Source organism: Ruegeria sp. N10, assembly GCF_056531545.1.
In genome coordinates, this window is record NZ_JBQFLY010000006.1 from 183,400 (window position 1) to 206,212 (window position 22,813).

Sequence of the window (22,813 nt, forward strand, 5' to 3'; positions counted from 1 at the left end):
ATTGTCGCGTGGTACGGGGAAAACAACATCATACCCCTCCAGGCTCTGCCAGAGAAAAGATCTCCAACGGCGGCAATAGAAGGTCAAATCCGATCTTTCCGGCAACGCCCATGACCAGCAACGCCAACAAAATGCGCAGCTGTTCGGCTTTCAGACGTGCACCGATCTGCGTCCCCAATTGCGCGCCCAGAACACCGCCAAGCAACAAGAACAGGGCAAGCACTATGTCGACGCTGAAATTTGTCGACGCATGTATCATGGTTGTGAAACCGGCGACGAAAATGATCTGGAACAGGGATGTCCCGATAACCACTTTGGTCGGAATGCCAAGAACATAGATCATCGCGGGTACCATGATGAACCCGCCGCCGACACCCATGATCGCCGACAGGATGCCAACACCAAACCCGACCAGTGCAGGTGGTATGACCGAGATGTACAGGCTTGATGCCCGAAACCGCATCTTGAAGGGCAGTGCGTGAACCCATGTACGCTGGCGTCGCTTGGGGGCAGGTTGATACCCAGGCTTTCTGGCTTTTCGGATGGCGGCAAGGCTTTCAATGAACATCAGGGTTCCGATGGCCCCCAGAAACACGACATAGCAAATCTGTACAGCCAGATCGACCTGTCCGAGATGCTTGAGAAAATTGAAAACCACCATACCCAGGGCCGCGCCAAACAACCCTCCGGTCAGCAGAACGCTTCCCATTTTCAGGTCCACGGTCTTGCGCCTGAGATGCGCCAACAATCCCGAAATGGAAGAAGCGACAACCTGATTGGCTGATGTCGCAACGGCAACCGCCGGGGGAATGCCGATAAAAAACAGCAGCGGAGTGATCAAAAATCCTCCGCCGACACCGAACATGCCAGATAAAACACCGACGACCCCACCGATCCCCAACAGCAGGAATGGGCTGACAGAAACTTCGGCTATGGGAAGGTATACGTGCATACCCTCTTAGAACGGTTGCGGCATGCAAAATCAACTCTGCATGCCGCCTTGCAGCGAACAGGACTGAAACTCCATTCGGAACTGGCCTTATCAGCGCTCTTTGATGTAGGGCTCTCCGCCTGCCCGTGGTGGCACGGCCTTGCCGACAAAACCGGCCAGAATAACAACTGTCAGGATATAGGGCAGGGCGTCCATCACCTGGACCGGAATCACTACGCCACCAAGATCGATGTTTTGGAACCGAAGTGCTACCGCCTGAAGCAGGCCAAACAGCAAACAGGCCCACATGGCGTGCCACGGGCGCCATTTGGCAAAGATCAAGGCGGCCAGCGCAATAAAGCCACGACCAGCGGTCATTTCCTTGACGAACCCCGCCTGCAAAGCCGTCGCCAGATAAGCGCCCGCGATACCACAAAGTACGCCACAGATCGCGACGGCTGCGAAGCGCAGGCCAACCACGGATACACCTGCCGTGTCGACGGCTGCCGGGTTTTCACCCACAGCCCGCAGGCGCAGGCCGAACCGTGTGCGGAAAAGCACCCACCACGTTGCTGGAACCATCAGGAATGCCACATAAACAAGGATCGAATGGCCCGAGAGCAGTTCGGAATAGATCGGGCCGACAATCGGAACCCCTCCAAGCGCATCGGCAAATGGAAAGTTGATAGGCTCGAACCGGCCGCCACCAAAGAGCGAGGGCGTTCGACCGCCCTGTTGGAACCAGCTTTGGGCGACAAGCACTGTCAGGCCCGAGGCGAGAAAGTTTATTGCGACACCCGAAATCAGCTGGTTGCCCCGGAAGGTTATCGATGCCAACCCGTGCAGCCCTGACAGCGCCAATGAGGATCCGATGCCTGCCAGCAAGCCCAGCCAGACTGAACCCGTAACCGCCGCGACAGCCGCAGAAAAGAACGCGGCCACCAGCATTTTGCCTTCCAGCCCGATGTCGAAAATGCCAGCCCGTTCCGAATACAGACCGGCCAAACAGGCCAGCAAAAGAGGCGTGGATAGGCGGATGGTCGAATCCAGAACCTGGATGAGGGTTACAAAGAAGTCCATTACTCTGCCCTCTTCCGCATACCAAGGAACAGTTTCTCAAGCGGCATCCGTACCATGTTGTCCAGCGCACCGGTGAACAGGATCACCAGCGCTTGAATGACTACGATCAGCTCGCGCGGGATCGATGCCCACAGGGCCAGTTCCGCCCCGCCCTGATACAGGAACCCGAACAAAAGCGCGGCCAGCAATACGCCGAAAGGATGTGAGCGCCCCATAAGGGCCACGGCAATCCCGATGAACCCAGCGCCTTCGGTCGAGTTCAGGACAAGGCGCTCCGCCTCGCCCATGACGTTATTGATGGCCATCAAACCTGCCAGCGCACCCGAGATCAGCATCGCAACAATAGTAATGCGAACCGGTGAGATACCGGCATAGACCGCGCCGGTTTCAGAGTGGCCATAAGCTCGGATTTCATAGCCCAGCCGGGTCCGCCAGATCAGCGCCCAGACGACGACACAGGCCAGCAACGCGATGAAGAATGTAATGTTTACCGGAGCCCCCCGGAACACCACGTTTTCTGCGGTCGAGAACATTGACTGGAAAGTTGGCAGATGGACGGTTTCGGGGAATCGCGCGGTTGCCGGGTCCTGCGACCCTTGCGGGCGCATGATGTTGACCAACATGTAGTTCAGAAAGGCAGCGGCAATGAAATTGAACATGATCGTGGTAATCACGATATGGCTGCCGCGCTTGGCCTGAAGATAGGCTGGGATAGCGGCCCAAAACGCACCGAACAGCATTGATGCCGCGCAGGCCGCAAGCAATGCAATGCTCCAATGCGGCCAGTCGACGTACAGGCAAACCATGGCCACCCCAAGACCGCCCAACATCGCCTGACCTTCGCCACCAATGTTGAACAAGCGGGCGTGGAATGCGACGGCGACCGCAAGGCCGGTAAACATGAAATTTGTCGCGTAATAGAGCGTATAGCCCCAGCCATAGGTTGACCCCAACGCGCCTGTTACCATCAGCTTAACAGCTTCGACGGGGTTTTCTCCGATGGCGAGGATGACCAGCGCAGACAGGAAAGCGGCCAGCAACAGACTGATCAGCGGGATCAGAACGACATCGGCCCATTTAGGCATTTTTTCCATCCTATGCGGCCTCTCCTGCAACACCGGCCATCAGCAGGCCAAGTTCTTTTTCATCTGTTTCGCTGGGCAGGCGTTCGCCCATGATATGCCCGTCGAACATCACTGCGATCCGGTCGGACAGCGAGAAGATCTCTTCCAACTCAACCGAAACCAGCAGGATCGCCTTGCCTTGGTCGCGCAGGGCAACGATCTGCTTGTGAATGAATTCGATCGCACCGATGTCAACGCCGCGCGTCGGCTGGCCGACCAGCAGCAGGTCAGGGTTTCGCTCGATTTCGCGGGCAACGACGATTTTCTGCTGGTTCCCGCCCGAAAAGCTCTTGGCGGCAAGCCAAGGATCCGGTGGCCGAACATCGAATTTCTCGATCTTGGCTTCGGTATCAGCGCGCAGCGCGGAATTGTCCATGAACAGGCCACGCTGATAAGCGGGGTCCCGGTGATAGCCAAAGGCCACGTTCTCCCAGGCGTGGAAATCCATAATCAGGCCTTCGCGCTGACGGTCTTCGGGCACGTGCGCGATGCGCTGTGCACGACGCGCCTGACCGTCTGATCCGGCACCGCTTAGTGCCAGCGGTTCGCCATTCAGCTTGATCGAGCCTTGTCCCGGACGCATCCCGCCCAGAACCTCTAGCAACTCCGACTGTCCATTGCCCGCCACACCGGCAATGCCGACGATCTCACCGGCACGAACGGTCAGGTCGATACCTTTAACCCGTTCAACACCAGCGGAATCAAAAACGCTCAGTTTTTCGATCTCAAGGATGGGCTTGCCCGGCGTCGCAGGCACCTTGTCGACTTGCAGCAAAACCTTACGGCCTACCATCAGTTCGGCCAGTTCTTCAGGGCTGGTGTCCGAAGTTTTCACCGTAGCCGTCATCTGCCCACGGCGCATGACCGAAACGGTATCGGTGTTTTCCATGATTTCGCGCAGCTTGTGGGTGATCACGATGATCGTTTTCCCTTCAGCTCGCAGACGATCCAGGATACGGAACAGCTGGTCAGCTTCTGCCGGGGTCAGAACTCCAGTCGGTTCATCCAGAATCAGAATCTCGGCCTTGCGATACAAAGCCTTCAAAATTTCGACACGCTGCTGCATCCCCACACCGATCTCATCAATGCGTTTGTCGGGGTCAACGAACAGTTCGTATTCTTCTTCCAGTTCTTTCAGTTCTTTGCGGGCCTTGGCCAGAGACGGAGCCAGAAGGCCGCCATCTTCGGCACCCAGAACGATGTTTTCCAGAACAGTGAAATTCTCTACCAGCTTGAAGTGCTGAAACACCATCCCGATGCCCGAGGCGATAGCCGCCTGGCTGTCAGGGATTTCGGTCTTTGTCCCGTTGATCCAAATTTCACCTTTGTCGGCTTTGTAAAAGCCGTAGAGGATGCTCATCAGCGTGGATTTGCCCGCACCGTTTTCACCGATGATCCCATGGATCGTGCCGGGGGCGACGCTGATTGAGATGTCTTTGTTGGCCTGAACCGGCCCAAAGGATTTGGAAATCCCTTTGAGCTCAATGGCGGGGACGGTCATGTCTTACCCTCAACTGCCGAAAAGCCCATCCGGCAGGTGGCACGGATGGCAGAGTGGATGGCGGGGCGGAAGGGTTCCTTCCGCCCCGCGCGATATCAGAACTGCAGTGCGGGGCAGCTGTCGTTCTCGTAATAGCTGACAACGGTGATATCGCCGTTGATGATGGCTTTGCGGGCTTCTTCCACCGCATCGTTCATTTGGACCGAAACAAGCTCTTTGTTGTTATCGTCCATGGCGACGCCTACACCTTCTTCGGCCAGTCCCATGGTGAACACGCCGGTTTCTACGGCGTCACCTGCTTTCATCGCGTCATACACCGCGACGTCCACACGTTTCAGCATCGACGTCAGGACCTTGCCCGGATGCAGGTGGTTCTGGTTGCTGTCCACGCCGATCGACAGGATGCCTTCGTCGGCTGCCGTTTGCAGAACGCCAACACCTGTACCGCCAGCCGCGGCGTAGATCACGTCAGCACCCTGGCTGATCTGTGCTTTTGTAAGTTCCGAACCTTTTACCGGGTCGTTCCATGCCGCAGGGGTGGTGCCGGTCATGTTGGCGACAACATTGATGTCCGGGTTCACGGCTTTGGCGCCTTGTGCGTATCCGCAGCCAAAGTGGCGGATCAGCGGAATGTCCATACCGCCGATAAAGCCAACGGTTCCCGATTTCGATGCCATCGCTGCCATCATGCCAACCAGGTACGACCCTTCATGCTCGGCAAAGCCGATCTGGCGGATGTTGGGGATGTCCAGCCAGTTCACGTCGACAGCCACGAATTTGGTTTCAGGATAATCGCCTGCAACGGCCGACAACGGATCGGCCATACCAAAGCCCATGGTGATGATCGGGTTGGCACCTGATTCTGCGAAACGGCGCAGAGCCTGTTCGCGCTGTGCTTCCGACTGGATCTCGATCTCGCGGTACTCGCCGCCGGTCTCATTGGCCCAACGCTGCGCGCCATTATACGCGGCTTCGTTGAAAGATTTGTCGAACTTGCCGCCCAGGTCAAAGATCAGCGCCGGTTCGGCGAAAGTTGCACCTGCGGTCAGAGCGACAGCAGCGGCAGCACCCATCAAGGATTTCATCAGGGTCATTTAAGTCTCCCATTTTTTTTGTTGGCACGAGGTAAGATTAGCCCCGTTTACCCACTTTTAGCGAGCATAAGTGTTGTGATGGCGGGAATTAAGGACGTTTGCAACCGTCATGGTCAATTGATTTCTGACCAAATGGTCTAAAAAATCTTTGGTTGCCGTTAGGGCAGTCGGCGTTCCATTACGAGAGCATCGATATTTGGGCCTGTTTTTCTGGAATAATAACCCTTGCGCTGACCGCACTGGCGATACCCGCATCGCCAGTACAAAGCGATTGCTGCAACATTGTCGGCAGCGACGTCCAGAAAAGCGCGGTTTGCCTGCAAAGTGACTGCCCGGTCGTGCCAGTCGTGCATCGCCTGTGACCCGAGCCCTTGTTTTTGAAACGCGGGATGAGTCGCAATCGTCAGCAACTCTGCCTCACCCGCGATCACCTGAAACAGGGCAAAGCAACGGGCATCCCCAACGTAATCAGTGAACCGGTTCTCCAAAAGGATGGCGAACTCATCGGCAGTCCATGGGCGTGACTGGGTGAACGCCGCTGCATGTGTCGCTGCCATCTCGTAAGGCGTCATTGGTCCAGCAACACAGGCGGCACATCTCGGGACGGGGCCGCGTCCGCAGGTCTGACATATAGCGGGGCTGGAGACGCACTGACGCTGTGCCATCGTCTTGCGGCAAGTTTGGCAACGGCTTGTACCTGCAATGCGGGGTCGGGGCAGACATACAAAGGCCCATGCTGTTCGGCCTCGCCCAAAGGCAACAGGCAAGGGCCGGTTCCGGGAAGTTGTACATACACCTGTTCGCGCGGCGCAGGGATGGCTGGAAGTTGGCTCTCTTCTGCCAGTTCAATCAGAGCATCGAATCCAGAAACACCCACCGCGGGGACGCCAAGGCCCAAGGCAAGGCCCCGGGCGGCAGAGACCGAGATGCGTATACCCGTGAAATTGCCGGGCCCAATCCCAACACCGATGGCGTCCAGATCGGCCCATACGCAACCGGCTTCGGTCAGTACTTCTTGCAACAAGGGCATCAACCGTTCGGCCTGGCCGCGTGCCATGTCTTCGACACGGGACATTGCGATCACACCGCCACGCAACAAAGCGGCCGCGCAATGCGCGGCCGATGTATCAAATGCCAGGATCGTCGGGTCAGACGGCAACTGGTCGAACCTCGGTCACTTCAGGGATGTAGTGGCGCAGCAGGTTTTCGATACCCATCTTCAGTGTCAGGGTCGATGACGGGCACCCCGCGCAGGCACCTTGCATGTGCAGATAGACCACGCCGCGATCAAAGCCATGAAAGGTAATGTCGCCACCATCCTGTGCCACGGCCGGGCGCACGCGGCTGTCCAGCAGATCTTTGATCTGATTGACGATTTCCGCATCTTCTCCGGTATGTTCGGCATGACCCGAGGCCGCTGCCGCGTCTGCACCCATGACAGGCTGGCCGGATTGATAATGCTCCATCACTGCGCCAAGAATTGCAGGTTTGATGTGATCCCACTGAACTTCGTCGGATTTGGTCACAGTGACAAAGTCGTTTCCAAAAAACACACCGGTCACACCGTTTACCGCAAAGATTCGTTTGGCCAGTGGGGACTTATCACCAGCCTCGGCTGTCGGGAAATCCGCGGTTCCTGCCTCAAGCACCGTTTGGCCGGGTAGAAATTTCAATGTGGCCGGGTTTGGGGTGGATTCGGTCTGGATGAACATGAGGCAGCTCCGTCTGAGGTGTTTCTGATATGCGCTCAGGGGTCGGAGAAGTCAATATTTGGAACGATTCTAAATCGTGAGCAAGTAACGAATCGCCTCATCCAGCCGGTCATCTCCCCAAAACAGCTCTGCCCCCGCCACAAAACTCGGTGCGCCGAACAGGCCAAGTGCTTTTGCGCGCGCGGATTGCTCGAACAGAGCAGCCTTGATGCTCGCATCTTTTCGGCGATTCATCACTGCCGCAGGCAGATCTGCCATCTTCAGGCAATCCTCAAGCACGTCTTCGTCCGAGATGTCCCGTCCGTCCCCGAATTCAGCGCTGAAGACAGCCTTTGCGAAGGCAGCCCGTTCCTCACCATGCGCAAGGGCCAGAGTCAGGCGCGCTGCGGTGAGGGAGTTTTGCGGGAACGGGTCAGGCCGAACTAATTTCAGCCCGCGTGCGCTGCAAAGACGTTCCATGTCACGCCACATATAGCGCCCTTTGGCCGGATACAGGTTGAACGGCGATGTGCGCCATCCCTGATCCGCGAAAATCGGCCCCAACAGAAAAGGTTGCCAGTCGACCGAGACACCTGTGCCCCGTGCGGCCTGTTCGATTCGCATCGCGCTGAGATAGGAATAGGTCGAGGCGAAGTCGAACCAGAACTGCAACGTCTTCGCCACGTTCGATCCTCAGGTGATTTCTTCCAGCTTTTCCTTGCTCAGATCACCGGGAACAATCGTTATCGGGATCGGCAGGCTGCCAGAGTTCTTTGTGAGCTGGGTCACCAGCGGGCCGGGGCCTTTCTTGTCAGTTCCCGCCCCAAGAACGAGAACGCCGATCTCTGGGTCAGACTGAACATGTTCGATGATCTGCGGCACCGGATCACCTTCGCGAATGGCCAGTTCAGGTTCTACATTCTGTTTGTCGCGCATCCATTTGGCGAAGACTTCGAAATGGGCATGGATACGTTCCCGGGCTTCTTCGCGCATGGTTTCGGCAACACCGATCCAGTGATTGAACTCGTCCGGCGGAATAACCGACAAGATCGTCACGCCGCCACCTGTATGCGCGGCACGCATCGCGGCGAACCGCATTGCGTTCAGGCATTCACGGCTGTCATCCAGAACAACTAAGAACTTACGCATGGGTGTCCTCTTCAATTTTAAGAGATCATGCCCGAGCGTTTGCGTGCTGGCAACTCGGACACGTTCATGTCGATTACTAGCGTTCGCTTGCAGCCCAGTCCCAGTAAAGTGCGCGGGCACGGCGGGCAATTGGACCAACCTGAAACTGTGTGTCTTCTAGCGCAGTCACCGGTGAGATCTTGCTCATATTGCCGGACATGAAAACCTCGTCCGCCTGGTGAAAATCCTCGAAACCCAAGACCGTTTCATGAACTGTAACACCATCCTCGCGCAGATTCTTGATATGTCGCGCCCGCGTGATCCCTGCCAAAAATGTGCCGTTGGGGATCGGGGTAAAGACCTCGCCATCCTTGACCATGAAGATGTTGGCTGTTGCCGTTTCGGCCACATTGCCCATCGCGTCAGCGACCAGTGCGTTCGAGAATCCCTTGGAGCGCGCCTCTTGCAACATGCGCGCATTGTTGGGGTAAAGGCACCCGGCCTTGGCGTTGACCACTGCTGATTCCTGTACCGGGCGACGGAACCGCGTGGTCGACAGCGTGGCTGAAGCCGTTTCAGGTGCCATCGGGATTTCTTCCAGACAGATGGCAAACCCTGTGCTGTTTTCCTGCGGAACGATTGCCGTGCTGTCGCCATCAATGCCCCAATACATCGGGCGGATATAAACAGCTGTGTCAGGGCTGTAGGCTTGCAACCCTTCATGCACCAATTCGACCATCTGTTCGGTTGTCATGGTCGGTGTCAGCATCAGGGCTTCGGCGGACCGGTTCACCCGGGCGCAATGGGCTTGCAGATCAGGGGCCAACCCGTCGAAATAGCGGGCACCATCGAATACGGATGATCCAAGCCAGGCCCCATGATCCGCTGCGCGCATGATGGGAGTATCCCCGTCATGCCAATGGCCCTGAAAGTAGGTCCGGATGTTTTTGCCGGTTGCCATGACGCCCTCCTGTGGTTCAGGCAGACCCTAGGTGGGCGTCAGGCGAAGGTCCAGTGCATTCAGCGTGATGCCGATCCGACCATACCGACGATTTCATAGGTCTTTTGCAGGATCGGAGCGGCGATCTGACGCGCGCGCTCGGCCCCATGAGCCAGAATCCGGTCAATCTCGGCCTGTTCTCCCATAAGGCGCGACATCTCAGTCGAGATTGGGGCCAGCTTGGCGACCGCCAGATCAGCCAGCATCGGTTTGAAATCACCGAACTGCTTGCCGCCAACTTCGGCCAGAACCTGCTCGATGCTTTGTTCGCTGAGTGCTGCGTAGATATTGACCAGATTACGCGCTTCGGGGCGGCCCTCCAGACCTTCAACATCCGACGGCAAAGCGTCAGGGTCGGTCTTGGCCTTGCGGATTTTCTTTGCGATCGCATCGGCATTATCGGTCAGGTTGATCCGGCTCATGTCCGAGGGATCGGAGGACGACATTTTGCGCGAACCGTCCCGCAGGTTCATCACGCGCGGGGCAGGGCCTCCAATCACGGGCTCAGTCACGGGAAAGAAGTCGACGCCGTAGTCATGGTTGAACTTGATCGCGATATCGCGGGTTAATTCCAGGTGTTGCTTCTGGTCTTCGCCCACAGGAACATGTGTCGCGTGGTAGACAAGAATATCGGCTGCCATCAGGGCAGGGTACGCAAACAGGCCAAGCGAGGCATTTTGCGCATTTTTGCCCGCCTTGTCCTTGAACTGCGTCATCCGTTGCATCCAGCCCATTCGGGCGACGCAGTTGAAAATCCAGGCCAGTTGAGTGTGCTCGGGCACCTGGCTTTGGTTGAACAGGATTGATTTTTCTGGATCAAGGCCCGCCGCGATAAAGCCCGCGCAAACCTCGCGTGTTTTTTCGCGTAGGCGATCTGGGTCCTGCCATACGGTGATGGCGTGCAAATCGACCATGCAATAGACGGTTTCGAATTCGGGACCCTGCATATCGACAAAACGCTTGAGTGCACCAAGGTAGTTCCCAAGGTGCAGGTTTCCCGAAGGCTGGATGCCGGAAAACACGCGCGGCGTGAATTGGGACTCAGTCATCAAAGGGAACTCCTGTCTGGAAAAATCAGCCCCCGTCGCTTACCCATGAGGCAAAGGGACGTCAACAGCCGCGAAAGGCCAGCCCAATGAGCAGTGAACATTACACACCGCCTGTGAACCCACTGCCACCTGCTGTGGTGGCGCTGGTTCTGTTCATCATCGGGATAGAAATTGCCTTCACGCTGGGATCACGCGGGCTGGTTGGAGGACCAGCAGCGGTGGGCTGGCGGCTGGATGCGATCCAGCATTATGCGTTCTCGGCGGATATTTTCGACTGGATGGTACTGAACGGGCGCTGGCCATTCGAACATGTCATCCGCTTCGTGACCTACCCCTTTGTGTCCGCAAATTTCACGCAGGCGATTTTCGTCTGTGTTTTCGTGCTGGCGATGGGCAAAATGGTTGGCGAAGTGTTCGGCGGTTTCCCGATGCTGCTGATTTTTATCGTATCAGGCATTGGCGGCGCGCTTGCCTACGCTGTGTTACTGGACCCACGCTATCCGCTGATCGGAGGGTTCCCGCCGGTGTATGGCCTGATCGGCGCATTTACGTGGCTGTTGTGGCGCAAACTGTCACTTGTAGGTGCAAACCAAACACGGGCATTTCAATTGATTGCAGTCCTTATGGGCATACAGTTTCTTTTCGGCCTGATCTTTGGTGGCAACTGGGAATGGGTTGCCGATCTGGGTGGGTTTGCCACCGGTTTTGGCTTGTCTTTTCTTGTTGCACCGGGCGCGTGGTCCCGGATCGTCGGCCGCATTCGCCGGGATTGATCAGGACCGGCGCAGGGCGTGCTTGAACTCCGACAGTTTGAAAGCGCTGAAGATATGGCCCAGAAGGAAATATGAGACGGCCGCGACCATGATCAGGACCAGCAGTGCCAGATAGCGCCAGCCGGGAACATCCAATGCCCACCCGAACAGGTAGAGCGCTGCGTATAATATCGCGCCCATCCCAAGCGAAGCGGCCACAATCCGGCCCGCGCGCTTTTTGAACCGGACATCAAAGCGCGCCTCTTCACCCATACGTCGTGAGCCCAAGGCCAGTAGCACAACCATCGCCCACCCGGCAGTCGATGCAGCAATTGCCGGTGCGATCCAGCCCACCAGTGGAAACAGACCAAACGCCAGAGCTGCGTTCACGATCATCGCAACAACCGCGTAGTGAAACGGGGAACGTGTATCCTCGCGCGCAAAAAACAGCGGTTGCAGCAATTTTTGCAACATGAAAGCCGGAAGCCCTACCCCGTAGATGGCAACCGCAAGGGCCGTGGCGGCCGTATCCTCGGGGCCGAACTGGCCGCGTTCGAACAGCACGGATACGAGGGGGGTTGGCATAACCACGAGGGCGACAGTCGAAGGCAGCGTCAGCAGCAGTGTGAACTCACCGGCCCGGGAAAAGGCATTGCGTGCGCCCTCTTTGTCATCCGCGCGCAAGCGGCGGGACAGGTCCGGCAACAAGACTATGCCGACAGCAATGCCTACCACACCCAAAGGCAACTGGTAGAGCCTGTCTGCAGCAAAAAGCCAGCTGACGGCATTTGCGGTTTTCGATGCAACCAATTGCCCGACAACCAAATTGACCTGCGTGACCCCCATCGCCAGCGCGGCCGGGACTGCGATACGTACCATCCGTCGCATTTCAGGCGTCAGGCGCGGCATGCTGGGGCGGATGCGGATGTCGGCGCGTTCGGTAGCAACCCAGACCAGCGCCAGTTGCGCGACACCGGCCACCGGAATGACCGGGATCAACCACCGGATCACTTCGCCGCCGGACATGGCTCCGGCGATCAGGGCGGTGCAGGCGAAAATGTTCAGCAGAACAGGTGCAGCTGCCGCTGCCGCAAACCGCCCGGTTGCATTCAGAACACCAGAAAACAAGGCAGCCAGAGACATGAACAGGATGTATGGAAACACAACATATCCATAATCCACCGCCAGATCGAACCGTTCATCGCCGTAAAACCCTTCGGCGGTCAGCCACACCAGACCGGGCATGAAAACCATGGCCAGCCCGACCAGCGCCAGAACAGCCACGGCCAGAAGATTGAATGCGTCCTGCGCGAAACCCTGAGGGTCTTCGTCGGCTTCCAGTCGTTTGGAGAACATCGGCACAAAGGCCGCGTTAAATGCCCCCTCGGCGAAAAAGCGGCGGAACATGTTGGGCAGGCGAAAGGCTGCAACAAAGGCATCCATCACAGGGCCTGGTCCAATATAGGCCGTCAACAGTATTTCCCGCAGAAACCCCAGAATTCGGCTGGCGAGCGTCCAGAAGCCGACCGTGAACAGGCCAGAGAACAACCGTATTTGCTTCATGAGGCCGCACGCTCGGCGCCTTCGGTGATTGCCGTGCGCAGCTTCGCCTCAAGTCCGCGCTGCTTGCTTTCCGAGTAATACTTCAAGCCAAACATATCCTTGACGTAGAACGTATCGACCACCTGTTCGCCATAGGTCGCGATCACGGCATTGGCGATATACACGTTCGCCGCGGCCAGGGTCCGGGTCAGATCAAACAGCAGGCCTGGGCGGTCGCGTGTGTCCACCTCGATGATTGTGTAGATTTCAGAGCCCTCATTGTCGAACGTGATATGAGTTGGCACGTTGAAAGCGCGTTCGCGTTTCTTGATCTTGTCACGCGACTTCAGTGCTTCCTTGGCGACGACTTCGCCGCGCAGGGTCTTGTGAATCATCTGCGTCAGGCGTGGAAGGCGCGATGCCTCGAACGGGTGCCCTTCGGCGTCCTGAATCCAGAACGCGTCCGTCACGTAGCCGTCTTTGGTGGTATAGCTGCGTGCATCCACGACATTCGCGCCGACCAGAGCCAGTGCCCCGGCGATGCGGGCAAAAATACCGGGGTGATCTCCCATGGCGAAACAGGCCCGCGTCGCATCACGGTCTTCATCAGGTTGCAGGCGAATTTCCATCGCGCCGGGATCGCCGCTTTGTTCCAGCGCGTACAGCATCTCGGCAAACTCGATATGCGTCGCAAGGTTCAGGCCCTGCCAATACGGGGCGTAGTGGCGCCCGGTCTCGACCTTGAGGTCAGCCTTGGACCAGTTGTCCAAGGCGCGGCGCAGCGCTGTTTTGGCCTCGGCCCCCCGGTTCGCCCGGTTCAGATCTTCCATACCGGTTTCCAGTGCACGCTTTGTTTCAGCATGCAGGGCGCGCAGCAAGGTGGCCTTCCAATTGTTCCAGGTGGTCGGGCCAACACCGCGAATGTCACAAACCGTCAGAACCGTCAGCAAATCCAGTCGTTTGGTTGTCTGAACGGCCTTGGCAAAATCGCGCACCGTCCGAGGGTCGGAGATATCGCGTTTTTGCGCCATGTCGGACATCAGCAAGTGATAACGCACCAGCCATTCAACGGTTTCGGAATCCGATTTGTTCAGGCCGAGCCGAGGCGCCACCTTGCGCGCGATCTGTGCCCCAAGGATCGAGTGATCTTCGGGGCGACCTTTCGCAATGTCATGCAGAAGAAGCGCGACGTACAGCACCTTTCGGTTCACCCCGCCTTTCAGAATCGATGACGCAAGAGGCAGGGATTCGACCAGCTCTCCGCGTTCGATCTGGGCAAGATTGACGATGCATTGGATCGTATGCTCGTCCACCGTATAGCTGTGATACATATTGAACTGCATCATCGCCACGATGTGCTCGAACTCGGGTAGGAAAGCGGACAGCACGCCCAGTTCGTTCATCCGTCGCAATGCGCGTTCCGGGTTGCCGTGTTTCAACATCAGATCCAGGAAAATGCGCTGGGCTTCCTTGTCGCCGCGCATCTCGTCATCGATCAGATGCAGGTTCGCGCTCACCAGCCGCATGGCATCGGGATGGATCAGCATACCTGTCCGCAAACCTTCTTCGAACAGGCGCAGCAGGTTCACTTTGTCGGATAGAAATTTTTCAGGTTCCACCAGATCCAGACGGCCGTGAACCACCTTGTATCCCGCCTTGACCCGTCGACGCCTGCGGAAAATGCGTTCCAGCAACGGCGCACCTTTCATGTGCAGCGATTCGAGTTTGGTCAGGAAGATGCGCGTCAACTCACCCACGCGGGTGGCTTCGCGGAAATACCGCTGCATGAACACTTCGACTGCGCGACGCCCGGCGCGGTCCTCGTACCCCATGCGCGCGGCAACCTCGACCTGCATGTCAAAGGTAAGCTGCTCGGTCGCACGACCGGTGACAAGATGCAGGTGCGAACGCACAGCCCAAAGGAATTCTTCGGCCTGAACGAAGGTCTTGAACTCTTCGGGTGTGAACAAGCCCAAAGGCACCAGTTCGGCCACGTCCTGAACGCCATAGACATATTTCGCGATCCAGTAGAGGGATTGCAAATCGCGTAGGCCGCCTTTGCCTTCCTTCACGTTGGGTTCGACCATGTAACGCTCGCCTTGTTTGTGGTGGCGTTCATCACGTTCGTGCAACTTTGCTTCGATGAATTCGCGTTCGGTTCCCTTGAACAGTTCGTCTTTCAGCCTTCGGTCCAACCCGTCCGCCAGCGCCTTGTCACCGGCCAGATAGCGTTGCTCCAACATCGCTGTGCGGATCGTGAAATCCTCGGCACCCAGCCGCAGACAATCTTTGATCGTGCGTGAGGAATGCCCGACCTTCAGCCGCAAATCCCACAGGATATAAAGCATCGACTCGATAACGCTCTCGGCCCATGCGGTGATCTTGTAGGGGGTGAGAAACAGCAGATCGACGTCGGAAAACGGCGCCATTTCCCCGCGCCCATAACCGCCAACAGCCAGAACGGCGATCTTTTCACCTTGGGTGGGCGTTGCAAGCGGATGCAGGCGTGTGCTTGAGACCAGCATCGCCGTCCCAACCAGTTTATCCGTCAGGTAAGTGTATGAGCGCGTGAGTGCCCGCGCGTCGAAAGGACGTTCGCCAAATGCCTCTGCAATGACCGCGCGGCCGGCCTTTTGAGCCTCGCGCAGAATGCGCACCGTCTCGGACCGCATTTTGGTGTTGTCCGGGCAGGCCTCAAAGGCCTGAGCCAGTGCATCATTGACGGCAGTGCTGTCGAAGATGTCCCCGGCGGGGCAGATCAACGCGCTTTCGGGCACGTTGATCGCGCCAGTCAGATCAGAAACCGGCGCCAGAGAAGCTTTGTGGGGCAGGGTCAATCACAACCACCTGTTTGTTCTGGATCGTGGCAACTGCCAGACCGCGTTCGTTGGTGCCGTCCGGGCGCAGGCGGAAGATGCCGCCAACGCCCTGGAAACCGGCGTTCTGTGTCAGGGCCGAAGCGGTCAGGGCGTCTGATTTGCCCTGGCTGACCAAGGCACCAATTGCGGCGATACCGTCATAGGCCAGACCGCTGATTGGGTGCGGTGCTTCGCCGTAAGTTGCGTTGTAACGCTGACGGTAGGCTTGTGCCTTGGACGGGTCAGGTAACGCAAACCACCCCCCTTGAACCCCCGGAAGCTCCAGAGTTTGAGGAGGGATATCCCAACGTGTCAGGCCAATGTATTGCGTGGTTGCCGGAGAAACACCGGCCTCTGGCAGCAATTGCGAGAACAGCGGCAATGCCCCCGCCGTGGTCGCCGTCAGGAAGATCGAATCCGCGCCTGTCGAATCAACAGTGGCCTTGATCGTGGGAACCGCATTGATGACGCCCTGTTGCGACCGGTCGTATGCGACGGTCCCTGCATTGTTGACCCGGCTGTTCGCTATGGCATTGGCGATTGCGGACTGGCCCAGTTGTCCTGCGGCGTCGTTGCTGTGCACGACCACCGTGTTGACCTTGCCCTGACTGCCCGCATAATTCACCAGCCGGTTGGCCGTATTGTCAAAGGTCGGGCCCAATACAAAGACGTTGCCGCCTGCAATGCTGGCGTTGTTTGAAAACGAAAGAACGTTGACGTTCTTGCTCAGCACCGCCAACCCGGCAGCATTTGCTGCCTGGGCATATACCGGACCAATGATGATTTTTGCCCCGTCCGCAACAGCCTGCTGTGCAACGGCTGTCGCCGTGTTCGGGTTTCCGGCTGTGTCATAAACGCGTAAGTCGATCTGGACATTCGGCAAATCCGACATCGCAAGCCGCGCGGCATTCTCAAGGCTTTGCGCCAGCGCCGCATCACCAGATTGCGCAGATCCTCTGGGAACCAGCAAGGCGACAGGAACCGGCTTTGAGGTATTGATCGAGGGGCCTCCGCCAAGACCACCCGGTTCACAGGCAGCAAGAAACGCTGCGGTCGTCAGGGCAGCGGCGACTTTCGCCAGCTTGCTTACGGGCTTGCAAACGGTAAACATCTAAATGAAAACTCCCTGATCCGACGGCTGCGAATGCTTCTGTTCTGTTGAGCCGCGATAATAAACGTCACGCTGTGAGGGTCCAGCTTTGAATTTCCAAAAGATCAAGTTGGCTGCGGGCCTGTATTTTGTTGCCACTCCGATTGGAACAGCACGCGACATTACGCTCAGAGCCTTGGATGTTTTGGCCTCAGCCGATGTAATTGCGGCAGAAGACACCCGCAGTTTACGTCGCTTGATGGAAATACATGGCATCCCGCTGGAAGGCCGGCGTATCCAGGCCTATCACGACCACAGCGGCGCAGGCGCGCGCGGCAAGATTATGGAGGCGCTGGCGCAGGGGCAATCGGTGGCCTACGCGTCCGAAGCGGGAATGCCGCTGATTGCCGATCCGGGCTATGATCTGGGCAAGCAGGCCGCAGAAGCCGGGTATACCGTGACCTGTGCCCCCGGCGCGTCTGCCGTTGTAACGGCCCTGACGTTGGCGGGGCTTCCCACCGACGCCTTCTTTTTTGCAGGCTTCCTTCCTAACGCAACCAAAGCGCGCCGCACCCGCATCGAGGCGTTGAAGGACATCCCCGGCACATTGGTGTTCTACGAATCTCCGAAACGCGTTGCCGCCTGTCTGTCGGACCTGGCTGAATGCCTGGGACCTGAACGGCAGGCTGCGCTTTGTCGAGAGCTAACGAAAAAGTTTGAAGAGGTCCGCCGCGGCAGCCTGTCCGAACTGGCAGCGGAGTATCGGGACAAGACCGTCAAAGGCGAAATCGTCCTGTTGGTGGACCGCAGTCATTCGCAAAGTGTTAACGAATCCGACCTAGAAGAAGCTTTGAAACGAGCTTTGGAAAATCACTCGGTTCGGGATGCAGCGGATCTTGTATCGGAAATGTACGACCTGCCGCGCCGACCGATTTACCAGAAAGCTCTGAAATTGGGCAAGGGATGACATGGGGCGGCGTGAACGACAGGGTTCGATCTCATACCACGCTGGACAGGCCGCAGAGTCACAGGTCGCCGCAGATTACGAACGTCGGGGTTTTGCCATAGCGCATCGCCGCTGGCGGGGCGCTGGTGGAGAGATCGACCTGATTGCACGCGACGGCGACGGGCTTGTGTTCATCGAAGTTAAGAAAAGCACCAGCTTTGAAAAGGCCGCTGCCCGGATCAGCCGCAGGCAGATCGAACGAATCTATGCCTCTGCCGCTCAGTTCTTGGAAAACGAGCCGACCGGGCAGCTGACAAACGTACGCTTTGACGCGGCACTTGTGGATGGCTCTGGCGCTGTTCACATCATCGAAAACGCCTTTGGTTTTGGCTAAGCCCCATTGAACCCACAGGCGTGCTGGTCCATGTATCTGGCGGGAAACTGAGGGACATGCCATGAAAATCGCCTTTCAAATGGACCCGATCGGGGCCGTGGATATCAACGCCGACAGCTCATTCCGTCTGGCGGAAGAGGCACAGGCGCGCGGGCATTCTTTGTTTTTCTATGGTCCGGATCATTTGGCCTATCAGCAGGGTCGTATCACCGCGCGAGGTCACGACATGACTGTGCAAAGGGTTGCCGGAGATCCTGCGGTTCTGGGTCCCGAACGTGAGGTGGATCTTGCCGATTTCGATGTCGTCTGGCTGCGCCAGGATCCGCCTTTTGATATGCACTACATCACGTCCACGCATTTGCTGGATCGTCTCAAGGGTCAGACGCTGGTCGTCAACGATCCGTTCTGGGTGCGCAACTACCCGGAAAAGCTGTTGGTGCTGGATTTCCCCGACCTGACCCCGCCAACAACGATTGCGCGTGATTTGCAGACGATCAAGGCGTTCAAGGAAAAGCACGGCGATATCATCCTCAAGCCGCTTTACGGGAATGGCGGCGCGGGTGTGTTCCGGCTTGACGCCAATGACCGCAACCTGACTTCCTTGCATGAGCTGTTCACCGGATTCTCGCGCGAACCTTTGATCGTGCAGAAATTCCTGCCGGATGTCAGCAATGGCGACAAACGGGTGATTCTGGTGGATGGCGAAGCGGTCGGCGCAATCAACCGGGTACCCGCCAAAGGCGAAACGCGGTCGAACATGCATGTTGGCGGACGTCCGGAAAAGATCGGCTTGTCCGAACGCGATCTTGAGATCTGCGCGGCGATTGGACCTTTGCTGAAGGAAAAGGGTCAGGTCTTTGTCGGAATTGACGTTATTGGCGACTATTTGACCGAGATTAACGTGACTTCACCGACTGGCATTCAAGAGCTGGAACGGTTTGATGGCGTAAATATTGCGGAAAAAATCTGGCAGGCCATCGAGGCCAGGCTTTAGGCCATAACCCGGGCAGAGATGCGAAAACTCAGTGCCTCGGCCACGTGTGGGCGGCGGATATCGGTCGCGCCGTCCAGATCGGCGATGGTGCGCGCCACCCTCAGGATTCTATGGAAGGCCCGAGCTGACAGGCCGAACCGATCCGCAGCTTTCAACAGCAGTTCTTTTCCTTCGGCATCGGGCGTGGCGATCTCTTCCAGTATTTTGCCTTCTGCGTCAGCGTTTTGTCGTAACTCCGGCGTGTCACGGAACCGGTCTGCCTGTATGGCACGCGCCCTTTCGACACGTGCTGCAACCGTCGACGAACTGTCGCCCGAAGGGGGCAGATCAAGGTCAATAAAGCCCACGGGCGGAACTTCGATCCGAAGATCGAACCTGTCCATCAAAGGGCCCGAGATTCGGTTCAGGTAATCTTCGCCACATCCCGGTGCCCGCGAACAGGCACGGGACGGGTCGGTCAGATAGCCGCATTTGCAAGGGTTGGCGGCGGCCACCAGCATGAAACGACAAGGGTACTTCACATGGGCGTTCGCGCGCGCCACCATGACTTCGCCGGTTTCAATGGGTTGGCGCAGGGTTTCCAGAACCGGCCGTGGAAACTCAGGGAATTCATCCATGAACAACACACCATTGTGGGCCAATGAGATTTCGCCCGGTTTGGCCCCTTTCCCACCACCAACTATGGCCGCCATCGAGGCCGTGTGGTGCGGTTCGCGGAACGGGCGTGTGCGGTTTATTCCGCCTTCATCCAGCAACCCGCATAGCGATTGGATCATCGACGTTTCCAGGGCTTCCACGGCTGTAAGCGGCGGTAGAATTCCGGGAAGCCGCGCCGCCAGCATGGATTTGCCCGATCCCGGCGTGCCGATCATGATCAGATGGTGACGTCCGGCGGCGGCGATTTCCAGGGCGCGTTTGGCGCGCTCCTGCCCTTTCACATCGCGCAGGTCGCGGTTGGACGGTGTCAGGTTCACTTCGCCGGGTTGTGCCGCTGGCAAAGGGGATTGGCCTGAGAAATGGCGCACGACCTCTCCAAGCGATCCGGCACCGATCACCTGAGTGGCATCGACCCAGGCCGCCTCGGCGCTGGAGGCGCGCGGACAAAGCAATGTGCGGTCTTCTGACGCGGCCGTCATCGCGGCGGGCAAAGCACCAACAACGGGCACCAGAGAACCGTCGAGTGACAACTCCCCCAATGCAACGGTGCTTTCCGCGGCATCGGCAGGGATGATGTCGAGCGCGGACAAAAGCGCGACCGCGATGGGCAGGTCGAAATGGCTGCCTTCTTTAGGAAGGTCGGCGGGGGACAGGTTGATGGTGATCCGCTTGGACGGCAGCGCAATGGCCATCGCGTTCAGCGCGCTGCGGACGCGGTCACGCGCCTCGGACACGGCTTTGTCGGGCAGGCCCACGATGGAAAAGGCTGGCAGTCCGGGTGAGACTGCGCATTGCACCTCGACCGGGCGGGCATCAACGCCTTGAAAAGCAACGGTGTGGGCGCGGGCGACCATGGCAGTCCTGTTTTGGTTAACAGGACGTTGCTGCCACGGTTCTGGTTTAAGAGTCGTTAACGGCTGCGCGCATGGCCGCGAATTTGGGCCATGCTTCGGGATCGGCCACGGTTTTGTTCCGGCAGAATGGGTTGCAGAACCCCCAACATTGTCCGTCTAGCTCCAGGAAATCGGTGACAGGCTTGCCGGAATACGGGCAGGCGGCGTTGATTGACGGACCACCTGAAACCGGCTTCGCAGCAGATACACCCCCGACCGGCCAGGGGCTGGACGGTAAATCCTGCGCGTATGGGAAGGTGTCGTACACAACGGTCAATCCCATGGCGCGCCACTGTCTGACGATGGGATCAGAGAGCAATTCCATGCAATAAGCCCGGTTCGCCTCTGACACCGGCAGCCCATATCCTATAATCCGCGCAGCAACGGGTGTGTAGAAGACGTCTGCCAGTGAATAGGCACCAAATAACGGGCCTTGGTCTGCCCCTGACACGCTCCGCGCATGTGCCCAGAGTGTTTCAATCCTCTCCAGGTCTGACAAAGTCGCCTCAGACGGCGTAAAGCCTTGCCACACGTTGCGCAGCTGCATGGCGCATTCTCCACGCAGGGCGCTGAAACCGGCTACCATTTCGGCGCATAGCCAGCGGGCTGTTGCCCGGGCTGCGGCATCCGAAGGCCACAACCCGGCATCGGGGTGGCGTTCGGCCAGGGTTTCGGCCATCGCCAGGCTTTCCCCCACAACCGTTCCATCCGGCATGCGCAGGGCAGGGACAAGGCGGGCAGGGGCCAGCGGTTCCATGTCTTGCGCCATGGTGCCGGAATAGAGGCCGATCATGTGGCTGCGATAGGGCAGGTTGAATTTCTCAAGCATCAACCAGCCGCGCATTGACCAGCTGGAGAAGAGGCGATCGCCGATATAAAGGTCATAAGTCATGCGCGGACGATGCCTCAGCTTTGCGGACCGGTAAATCAGTGATTTGTGTTGGACCTGTTCACGGAAGGTGATTGATCGATCCGACAGTCCACACCCCGCCGTTGACAGCAATATCCGTAACGGAAAGGTTGTCGATCCGATGCGCAAAGGTCCGCTGCCCGTCCAGACCAAGGGCGCGTTGTACTTGCGTTAGGATTACGCCGAAATGCGCGACGATCACCAGATCGCGGCCCGTATGCGCGGACATAAGCGCGTCGATCGCGGAATCGACCCGGTCGCGGACCTCATTCCAGCTTTCACCTTGCGGTGGGCGGACATCACCGGGGTTGTCCCAATAGGCAAAAGCCAGCTCGGGGTCTTCGGCTTCAATATCGGCAAACCCGCGAAGCTCCCACTGACCGAAATGGATTTCCCGCAGGTTCGGGTGATGTGGCAGACGGTGACGCTGGCCCTGAATGGCCGAAGCAGTGTCAATCGCGCGCGACAGGTCGGACGAAATCACAAATGCATCGGGTGGCAAATGATCGTGCAGGCGCTTCAGCGCTGCTGTATCGCTTAGATCAGCAGGCAGATCGGACCAGCCAACCATCGTCTTTGCATGCGTAGGCCCATGGCGAACAAGATGCAGTCGCGTCACGGCAGCTGCCCTTTCAGGACCAACGGCAACCCGGCGGTCACTTGCACCACCAGATCAGCCTGTGCCGCAAGTGCGATGTTCAGCCGACCCTGCGCTTCGCGAAAGCGACGGGCAAGCGGGTTATCGGGAACAATACCGTGCCCGACCTCGTTCGACACGATCACTACCTGCGCTGTGCATGCGCGCAGGGCCTTTAGCAGGTCAGTTTGGACTGCCCCCAGATCGGTTTCGGCCAGCAAATGATTGCTGACCCATAAAGTGGCGCAATCTACCAGACACACCTGATCCGAGGATAGGCTGGACAGCACCGGTCCCAGGTCAAGAGGCTCTTCAATCGTGGTCCAACCGCCGCCCCGCTGTACCAGATGGCGATCAACCTTCTGCCGCATCTCGTCATCAAACACTTGTGATGTCGCTAGGTAAACTCGATTTTTCCCAGTGGAAACAACGAGGTTCTCGGCAAATGCCGACTTGCCCGAAGCAGCTCCACCCAGAATTAAGGTTAAATCTGACGTCACAGTACTTACCTAAAGATGATCCAATTGGTGCTGTTTTGCGTA

Annotated in this window: 23 protein-coding genes; 4 read left to right on the forward strand and 19 right to left on the reverse strand. The window is 57.9% G+C overall.

Going from position 1 to position 22,813, the window contains the following annotated elements:
- Nucleotides 1-28: 28 nt before the first annotated feature.
- The 12 genes from ACR0JI_RS10920 to trpS all read right to left on the reverse strand — a co-directional run bounded on the left by ACR0JI_RS10920 (nt 29) and on the right by trpS (nt 10,598).
- A complete protein-coding gene (locus ACR0JI_RS10920) occupies nt 29-952 on the reverse strand; it encodes a sulfite exporter TauE/SafE family protein (RefSeq protein ID WP_480475130.1) in 924 nt (307 codons plus the stop codon).
- Nucleotides 953-1,042: 90 nt separating this feature from the next.
- Nucleotides 1,043-2,011, reverse strand: a complete 969-nt coding sequence (locus tag ACR0JI_RS10925; RefSeq protein ID WP_480475132.1) for an ABC transporter permease — start codon at nt 2,009-2,011, stop codon at nt 1,043-1,045.
- Nucleotides 2,011-3,105, reverse strand: a complete 1,095-nt coding sequence (locus ACR0JI_RS10930; RefSeq protein ID WP_480475134.1) for an ABC transporter permease — start codon at nt 3,103-3,105, stop codon at nt 2,011-2,013. The genes ACR0JI_RS10925 and ACR0JI_RS10930 overlap by 1 nt, the downstream gene beginning before the upstream one ends.
- Nucleotide 3,106: 1 nt before the next feature.
- A complete protein-coding gene (locus tag ACR0JI_RS10935; protein WP_480475136.1) occupies nt 3,107-4,636 on the reverse strand; it encodes an ABC transporter ATP-binding protein in 1,530 nt (509 codons plus the stop codon).
- 95 nt (nt 4,637-4,731) lie between these two features.
- A complete protein-coding gene (locus ACR0JI_RS10940; protein WP_480475138.1) occupies nt 4,732-5,730 on the reverse strand; it encodes a BMP family lipoprotein in 999 nt (332 codons plus the stop codon).
- A gap of 158 nt (nt 5,731-5,888) precedes the next feature.
- Entirely contained in the window at nt 5,889-6,302 is a 414-nt protein-coding gene (locus tag ACR0JI_RS10945; RefSeq protein WP_480879655.1) for a GNAT family N-acetyltransferase, read from the reverse strand.
- Nucleotides 6,299-6,889 carry a tRNA (adenosine(37)-N6)-threonylcarbamoyltransferase complex dimerization subunit type 1 TsaB gene (gene tsaB / locus ACR0JI_RS10950; RefSeq protein ID WP_480475142.1) on the reverse strand — a complete coding sequence of 197 codons (591 nt, stop codon included), beginning with the start codon at nt 6,887-6,889 and terminating at the stop codon, nt 6,299-6,301. Before tsaB ends, ACR0JI_RS10945 begins: the two co-directional genes overlap by 4 nt.
- Nucleotides 6,879-7,442 carry a NifU family protein gene (locus tag ACR0JI_RS10955; protein WP_480475144.1) on the reverse strand — a complete coding sequence of 188 codons (564 nt, stop codon included), beginning with the start codon at nt 7,440-7,442 and terminating at the stop codon, nt 6,879-6,881. The genes tsaB and ACR0JI_RS10955 overlap by 11 nt, the downstream gene beginning before the upstream one ends.
- Nucleotides 7,443-7,511: 69 nt before the next feature.
- The gene (locus tag ACR0JI_RS10960; protein ID WP_480475146.1) at nt 7,512-8,105 is read right to left on the reverse strand and encodes a DsbA family protein; all 594 of its coding nucleotides are present in this window, start codon (nt 8,103-8,105) and stop codon (nt 7,512-7,514) included.
- 9 nt (nt 8,106-8,114) lie between these two features.
- Nucleotides 8,115-8,570 carry a universal stress protein gene (locus ACR0JI_RS10965; RefSeq protein ID WP_267366250.1) on the reverse strand — a complete coding sequence of 152 codons (456 nt, stop codon included), beginning with the start codon at nt 8,568-8,570 and terminating at the stop codon, nt 8,115-8,117.
- Nucleotides 8,571-8,646: 76 nt separating this feature from the next.
- Nucleotides 8,647-9,510 carry a branched-chain amino acid aminotransferase gene (locus ACR0JI_RS10970; RefSeq protein WP_480494286.1) on the reverse strand — a complete coding sequence of 288 codons (864 nt, stop codon included), beginning with the start codon at nt 9,508-9,510 and terminating at the stop codon, nt 8,647-8,649.
- Nucleotides 9,511-9,569: 59 nt separating this feature from the next.
- Entirely contained in the window at nt 9,570-10,598 is a 1,029-nt protein-coding gene (gene trpS / locus ACR0JI_RS10975; RefSeq protein ID WP_480475150.1) for a tryptophan--tRNA ligase, read from the reverse strand.
- Between the two features lie 86 nt (nt 10,599-10,684).
- On the opposite strand from trpS, the gene ACR0JI_RS10980 reads away from it, so the two are divergent.
- Nucleotides 10,685-11,371, forward strand: coding sequence for a rhomboid family intramembrane serine protease (locus ACR0JI_RS10980; protein ID WP_480475152.1), 687 nt, complete (start codon nt 10,685-10,687; stop codon nt 11,369-11,371).
- On the opposite strand, the gene murJ is transcribed toward ACR0JI_RS10980, so the two are convergent.
- Genes murJ through ACR0JI_RS10995 form a run of 3 tightly spaced genes read right to left on the reverse strand, consistent with a single transcriptional unit; the run spans nt 11,372 to nt 16,861 of the window.
- A complete protein-coding gene (gene murJ / locus ACR0JI_RS10985) occupies nt 11,372-12,913 on the reverse strand; it encodes a murein biosynthesis integral membrane protein MurJ (protein WP_480494284.1) in 1,542 nt (513 codons plus the stop codon). It lies immediately after the preceding gene.
- Complete coding sequence (locus tag ACR0JI_RS10990) at nt 12,910-15,729, reverse strand: [protein-PII] uridylyltransferase (RefSeq protein ID WP_480494282.1); 2,820 nt, start codon at nt 15,727-15,729, stop codon at nt 12,910-12,912. Before ACR0JI_RS10990 ends, murJ begins: the two co-directional genes overlap by 4 nt.
- Nucleotides 15,689-16,861, reverse strand: coding sequence for a penicillin-binding protein activator (locus tag ACR0JI_RS10995; protein ID WP_480475158.1), 1,173 nt, complete (start codon nt 16,859-16,861; stop codon nt 15,689-15,691). Before ACR0JI_RS10995 ends, ACR0JI_RS10990 begins: the two co-directional genes overlap by 41 nt.
- Nucleotides 16,862-16,949: 88 nt before the next feature.
- Here ACR0JI_RS10995 and rsmI point away from each other — a divergent pair, with 88 nt between their 5' ends.
- The 3 genes from rsmI (at nt 16,950) to gshB (ending at nt 19,174) form a co-directional block, all read left to right on the forward strand.
- Nucleotides 16,950-17,807, forward strand: a complete 858-nt coding sequence (gene rsmI / locus ACR0JI_RS11000) for a 16S rRNA (cytidine(1402)-2'-O)-methyltransferase (protein ID WP_480494280.1) — start codon at nt 16,950-16,952, stop codon at nt 17,805-17,807.
- A gap of 1 nt (nt 17,808) precedes the next feature.
- Nucleotides 17,809-18,180, forward strand: coding sequence for a YraN family protein (locus tag ACR0JI_RS11005; RefSeq protein WP_480494278.1), 372 nt, complete (start codon nt 17,809-17,811; stop codon nt 18,178-18,180).
- A 61-nt stretch (nt 18,181-18,241) separates the two neighbouring features.
- Entirely contained in the window at nt 18,242-19,174 is a 933-nt protein-coding gene (gene gshB / locus ACR0JI_RS11010; protein WP_480494277.1) for a glutathione synthase, read from the forward strand.
- On the opposite strand, the gene ACR0JI_RS11015 is transcribed toward gshB, so the two are convergent.
- The 4 genes from ACR0JI_RS11015 to cobU are packed head-to-tail and all read right to left on the reverse strand — an operon-like array spanning nt 19,171 to nt 22,771.
- Nucleotides 19,171-20,685 (reverse strand): YifB family Mg chelatase-like AAA ATPase, encoded by a 1,515-nt coding sequence (locus ACR0JI_RS11015; protein ID WP_480494275.1) that lies wholly within the window; start codon nt 20,683-20,685, stop codon nt 19,171-19,173. The two genes, gshB and ACR0JI_RS11015, sit on opposite strands and share 4 nt — an antisense overlap.
- A gap of 46 nt (nt 20,686-20,731) precedes the next feature.
- On the reverse strand, nt 20,732-21,616 hold the full coding sequence (locus ACR0JI_RS11020) for a glutathione S-transferase (RefSeq protein WP_480494273.1): 885 nt from the start codon (nt 21,614-21,616) through the stop codon (nt 20,732-20,734).
- A gap of 58 nt (nt 21,617-21,674) precedes the next feature.
- Complete coding sequence (locus ACR0JI_RS11025) at nt 21,675-22,253, reverse strand: histidine phosphatase family protein (protein ID WP_480475170.1); 579 nt, start codon at nt 22,251-22,253, stop codon at nt 21,675-21,677.
- On the reverse strand, nt 22,250-22,771 hold the full coding sequence (cobU, locus tag ACR0JI_RS11030) for a bifunctional adenosylcobinamide kinase/adenosylcobinamide-phosphate guanylyltransferase (protein WP_480475172.1): 522 nt from the start codon (nt 22,769-22,771) through the stop codon (nt 22,250-22,252). Before cobU ends, ACR0JI_RS11025 begins: the two co-directional genes overlap by 4 nt.
- Nucleotides 22,772-22,813: the final 42 nt, after the last annotated feature.

What these genes read in the sequence shown, in the direction of transcription:
- ACR0JI_RS10920 (WP_480475130.1), bottom strand. Translation starts at nt 952, where the DNA reads ATGCACGTATACCTTCCCATAGCCGAAGTTTCTGTCAGCCCATTCCTG.
- ACR0JI_RS10925 (WP_480475132.1), bottom strand. Translation starts at nt 2,011, where the DNA reads ATGGACTTCTTTGTAACCCTCATCCAGGTTCTGGATTCGACCATCCGC.
- ACR0JI_RS10930 (WP_480475134.1), bottom strand. Translation starts at nt 3,105, where the DNA reads ATGGAAAAAATGCCTAAATGGGCCGATGTCGTTCTGATCCCGCTGATC.
- ACR0JI_RS10935 (WP_480475136.1), bottom strand. Translation starts at nt 4,636, where the DNA reads ATGACCGTCCCCGCCATTGAGCTCAAAGGGATTTCCAAATCCTTTGGG.
- ACR0JI_RS10940 (WP_480475138.1), bottom strand. Translation starts at nt 5,730, where the DNA reads ATGACCCTGATGAAATCCTTGATGGGTGCTGCCGCTGCTGTCGCTCTG.
- ACR0JI_RS10945 (WP_480879655.1), bottom strand. Translation starts at nt 6,302, where the DNA reads ATGACGCCTTACGAGATGGCAGCGACACATGCAGCGGCGTTCACCCAG.
- ACR0JI_RS10955 (WP_480475144.1), bottom strand. Translation starts at nt 7,442, where the DNA reads ATGTTCATCCAGACCGAATCCACCCCAAACCCGGCCACATTGAAATTT.
- ACR0JI_RS10965 (WP_267366250.1), bottom strand. Translation starts at nt 8,570, where the DNA reads ATGCGTAAGTTCTTAGTTGTTCTGGATGACAGCCGTGAATGCCTGAAC.
- ACR0JI_RS10970 (WP_480494286.1), bottom strand. Translation starts at nt 9,510, where the DNA reads ATGGCAACCGGCAAAAACATCCGGACCTACTTTCAGGGCCATTGGCAT.
- trpS (WP_480475150.1), bottom strand. Translation starts at nt 10,598, where the DNA reads ATGACTGAGTCCCAATTCACGCCGCGCGTGTTTTCCGGCATCCAGCCT.
- ACR0JI_RS10980 (WP_480475152.1), top strand. Translation starts at nt 10,685, where the DNA reads ATGAGCAGTGAACATTACACACCGCCTGTGAACCCACTGCCACCTGCT.
- murJ (WP_480494284.1), bottom strand. Translation starts at nt 12,913, where the DNA reads ATGAAGCAAATACGGTTGTTCTCTGGCCTGTTCACGGTCGGCTTCTGG.
- ACR0JI_RS10995 (WP_480475158.1), bottom strand. Translation starts at nt 16,861, where the DNA reads ATGTTTACCGTTTGCAAGCCCGTAAGCAAGCTGGCGAAAGTCGCCGCT.
- ACR0JI_RS11005 (WP_480494278.1), top strand. Translation starts at nt 17,809, where the DNA reads ATGGGGCGGCGTGAACGACAGGGTTCGATCTCATACCACGCTGGACAG.
- gshB (WP_480494277.1), top strand. Translation starts at nt 18,242, where the DNA reads ATGAAAATCGCCTTTCAAATGGACCCGATCGGGGCCGTGGATATCAAC.
- ACR0JI_RS11015 (WP_480494275.1), bottom strand. Translation starts at nt 20,685, where the DNA reads ATGGTCGCCCGCGCCCACACCGTTGCTTTTCAAGGCGTTGATGCCCGC.
- ACR0JI_RS11020 (WP_480494273.1), bottom strand. Translation starts at nt 21,616, where the DNA reads ATGACTTATGACCTTTATATCGGCGATCGCCTCTTCTCCAGCTGGTCA.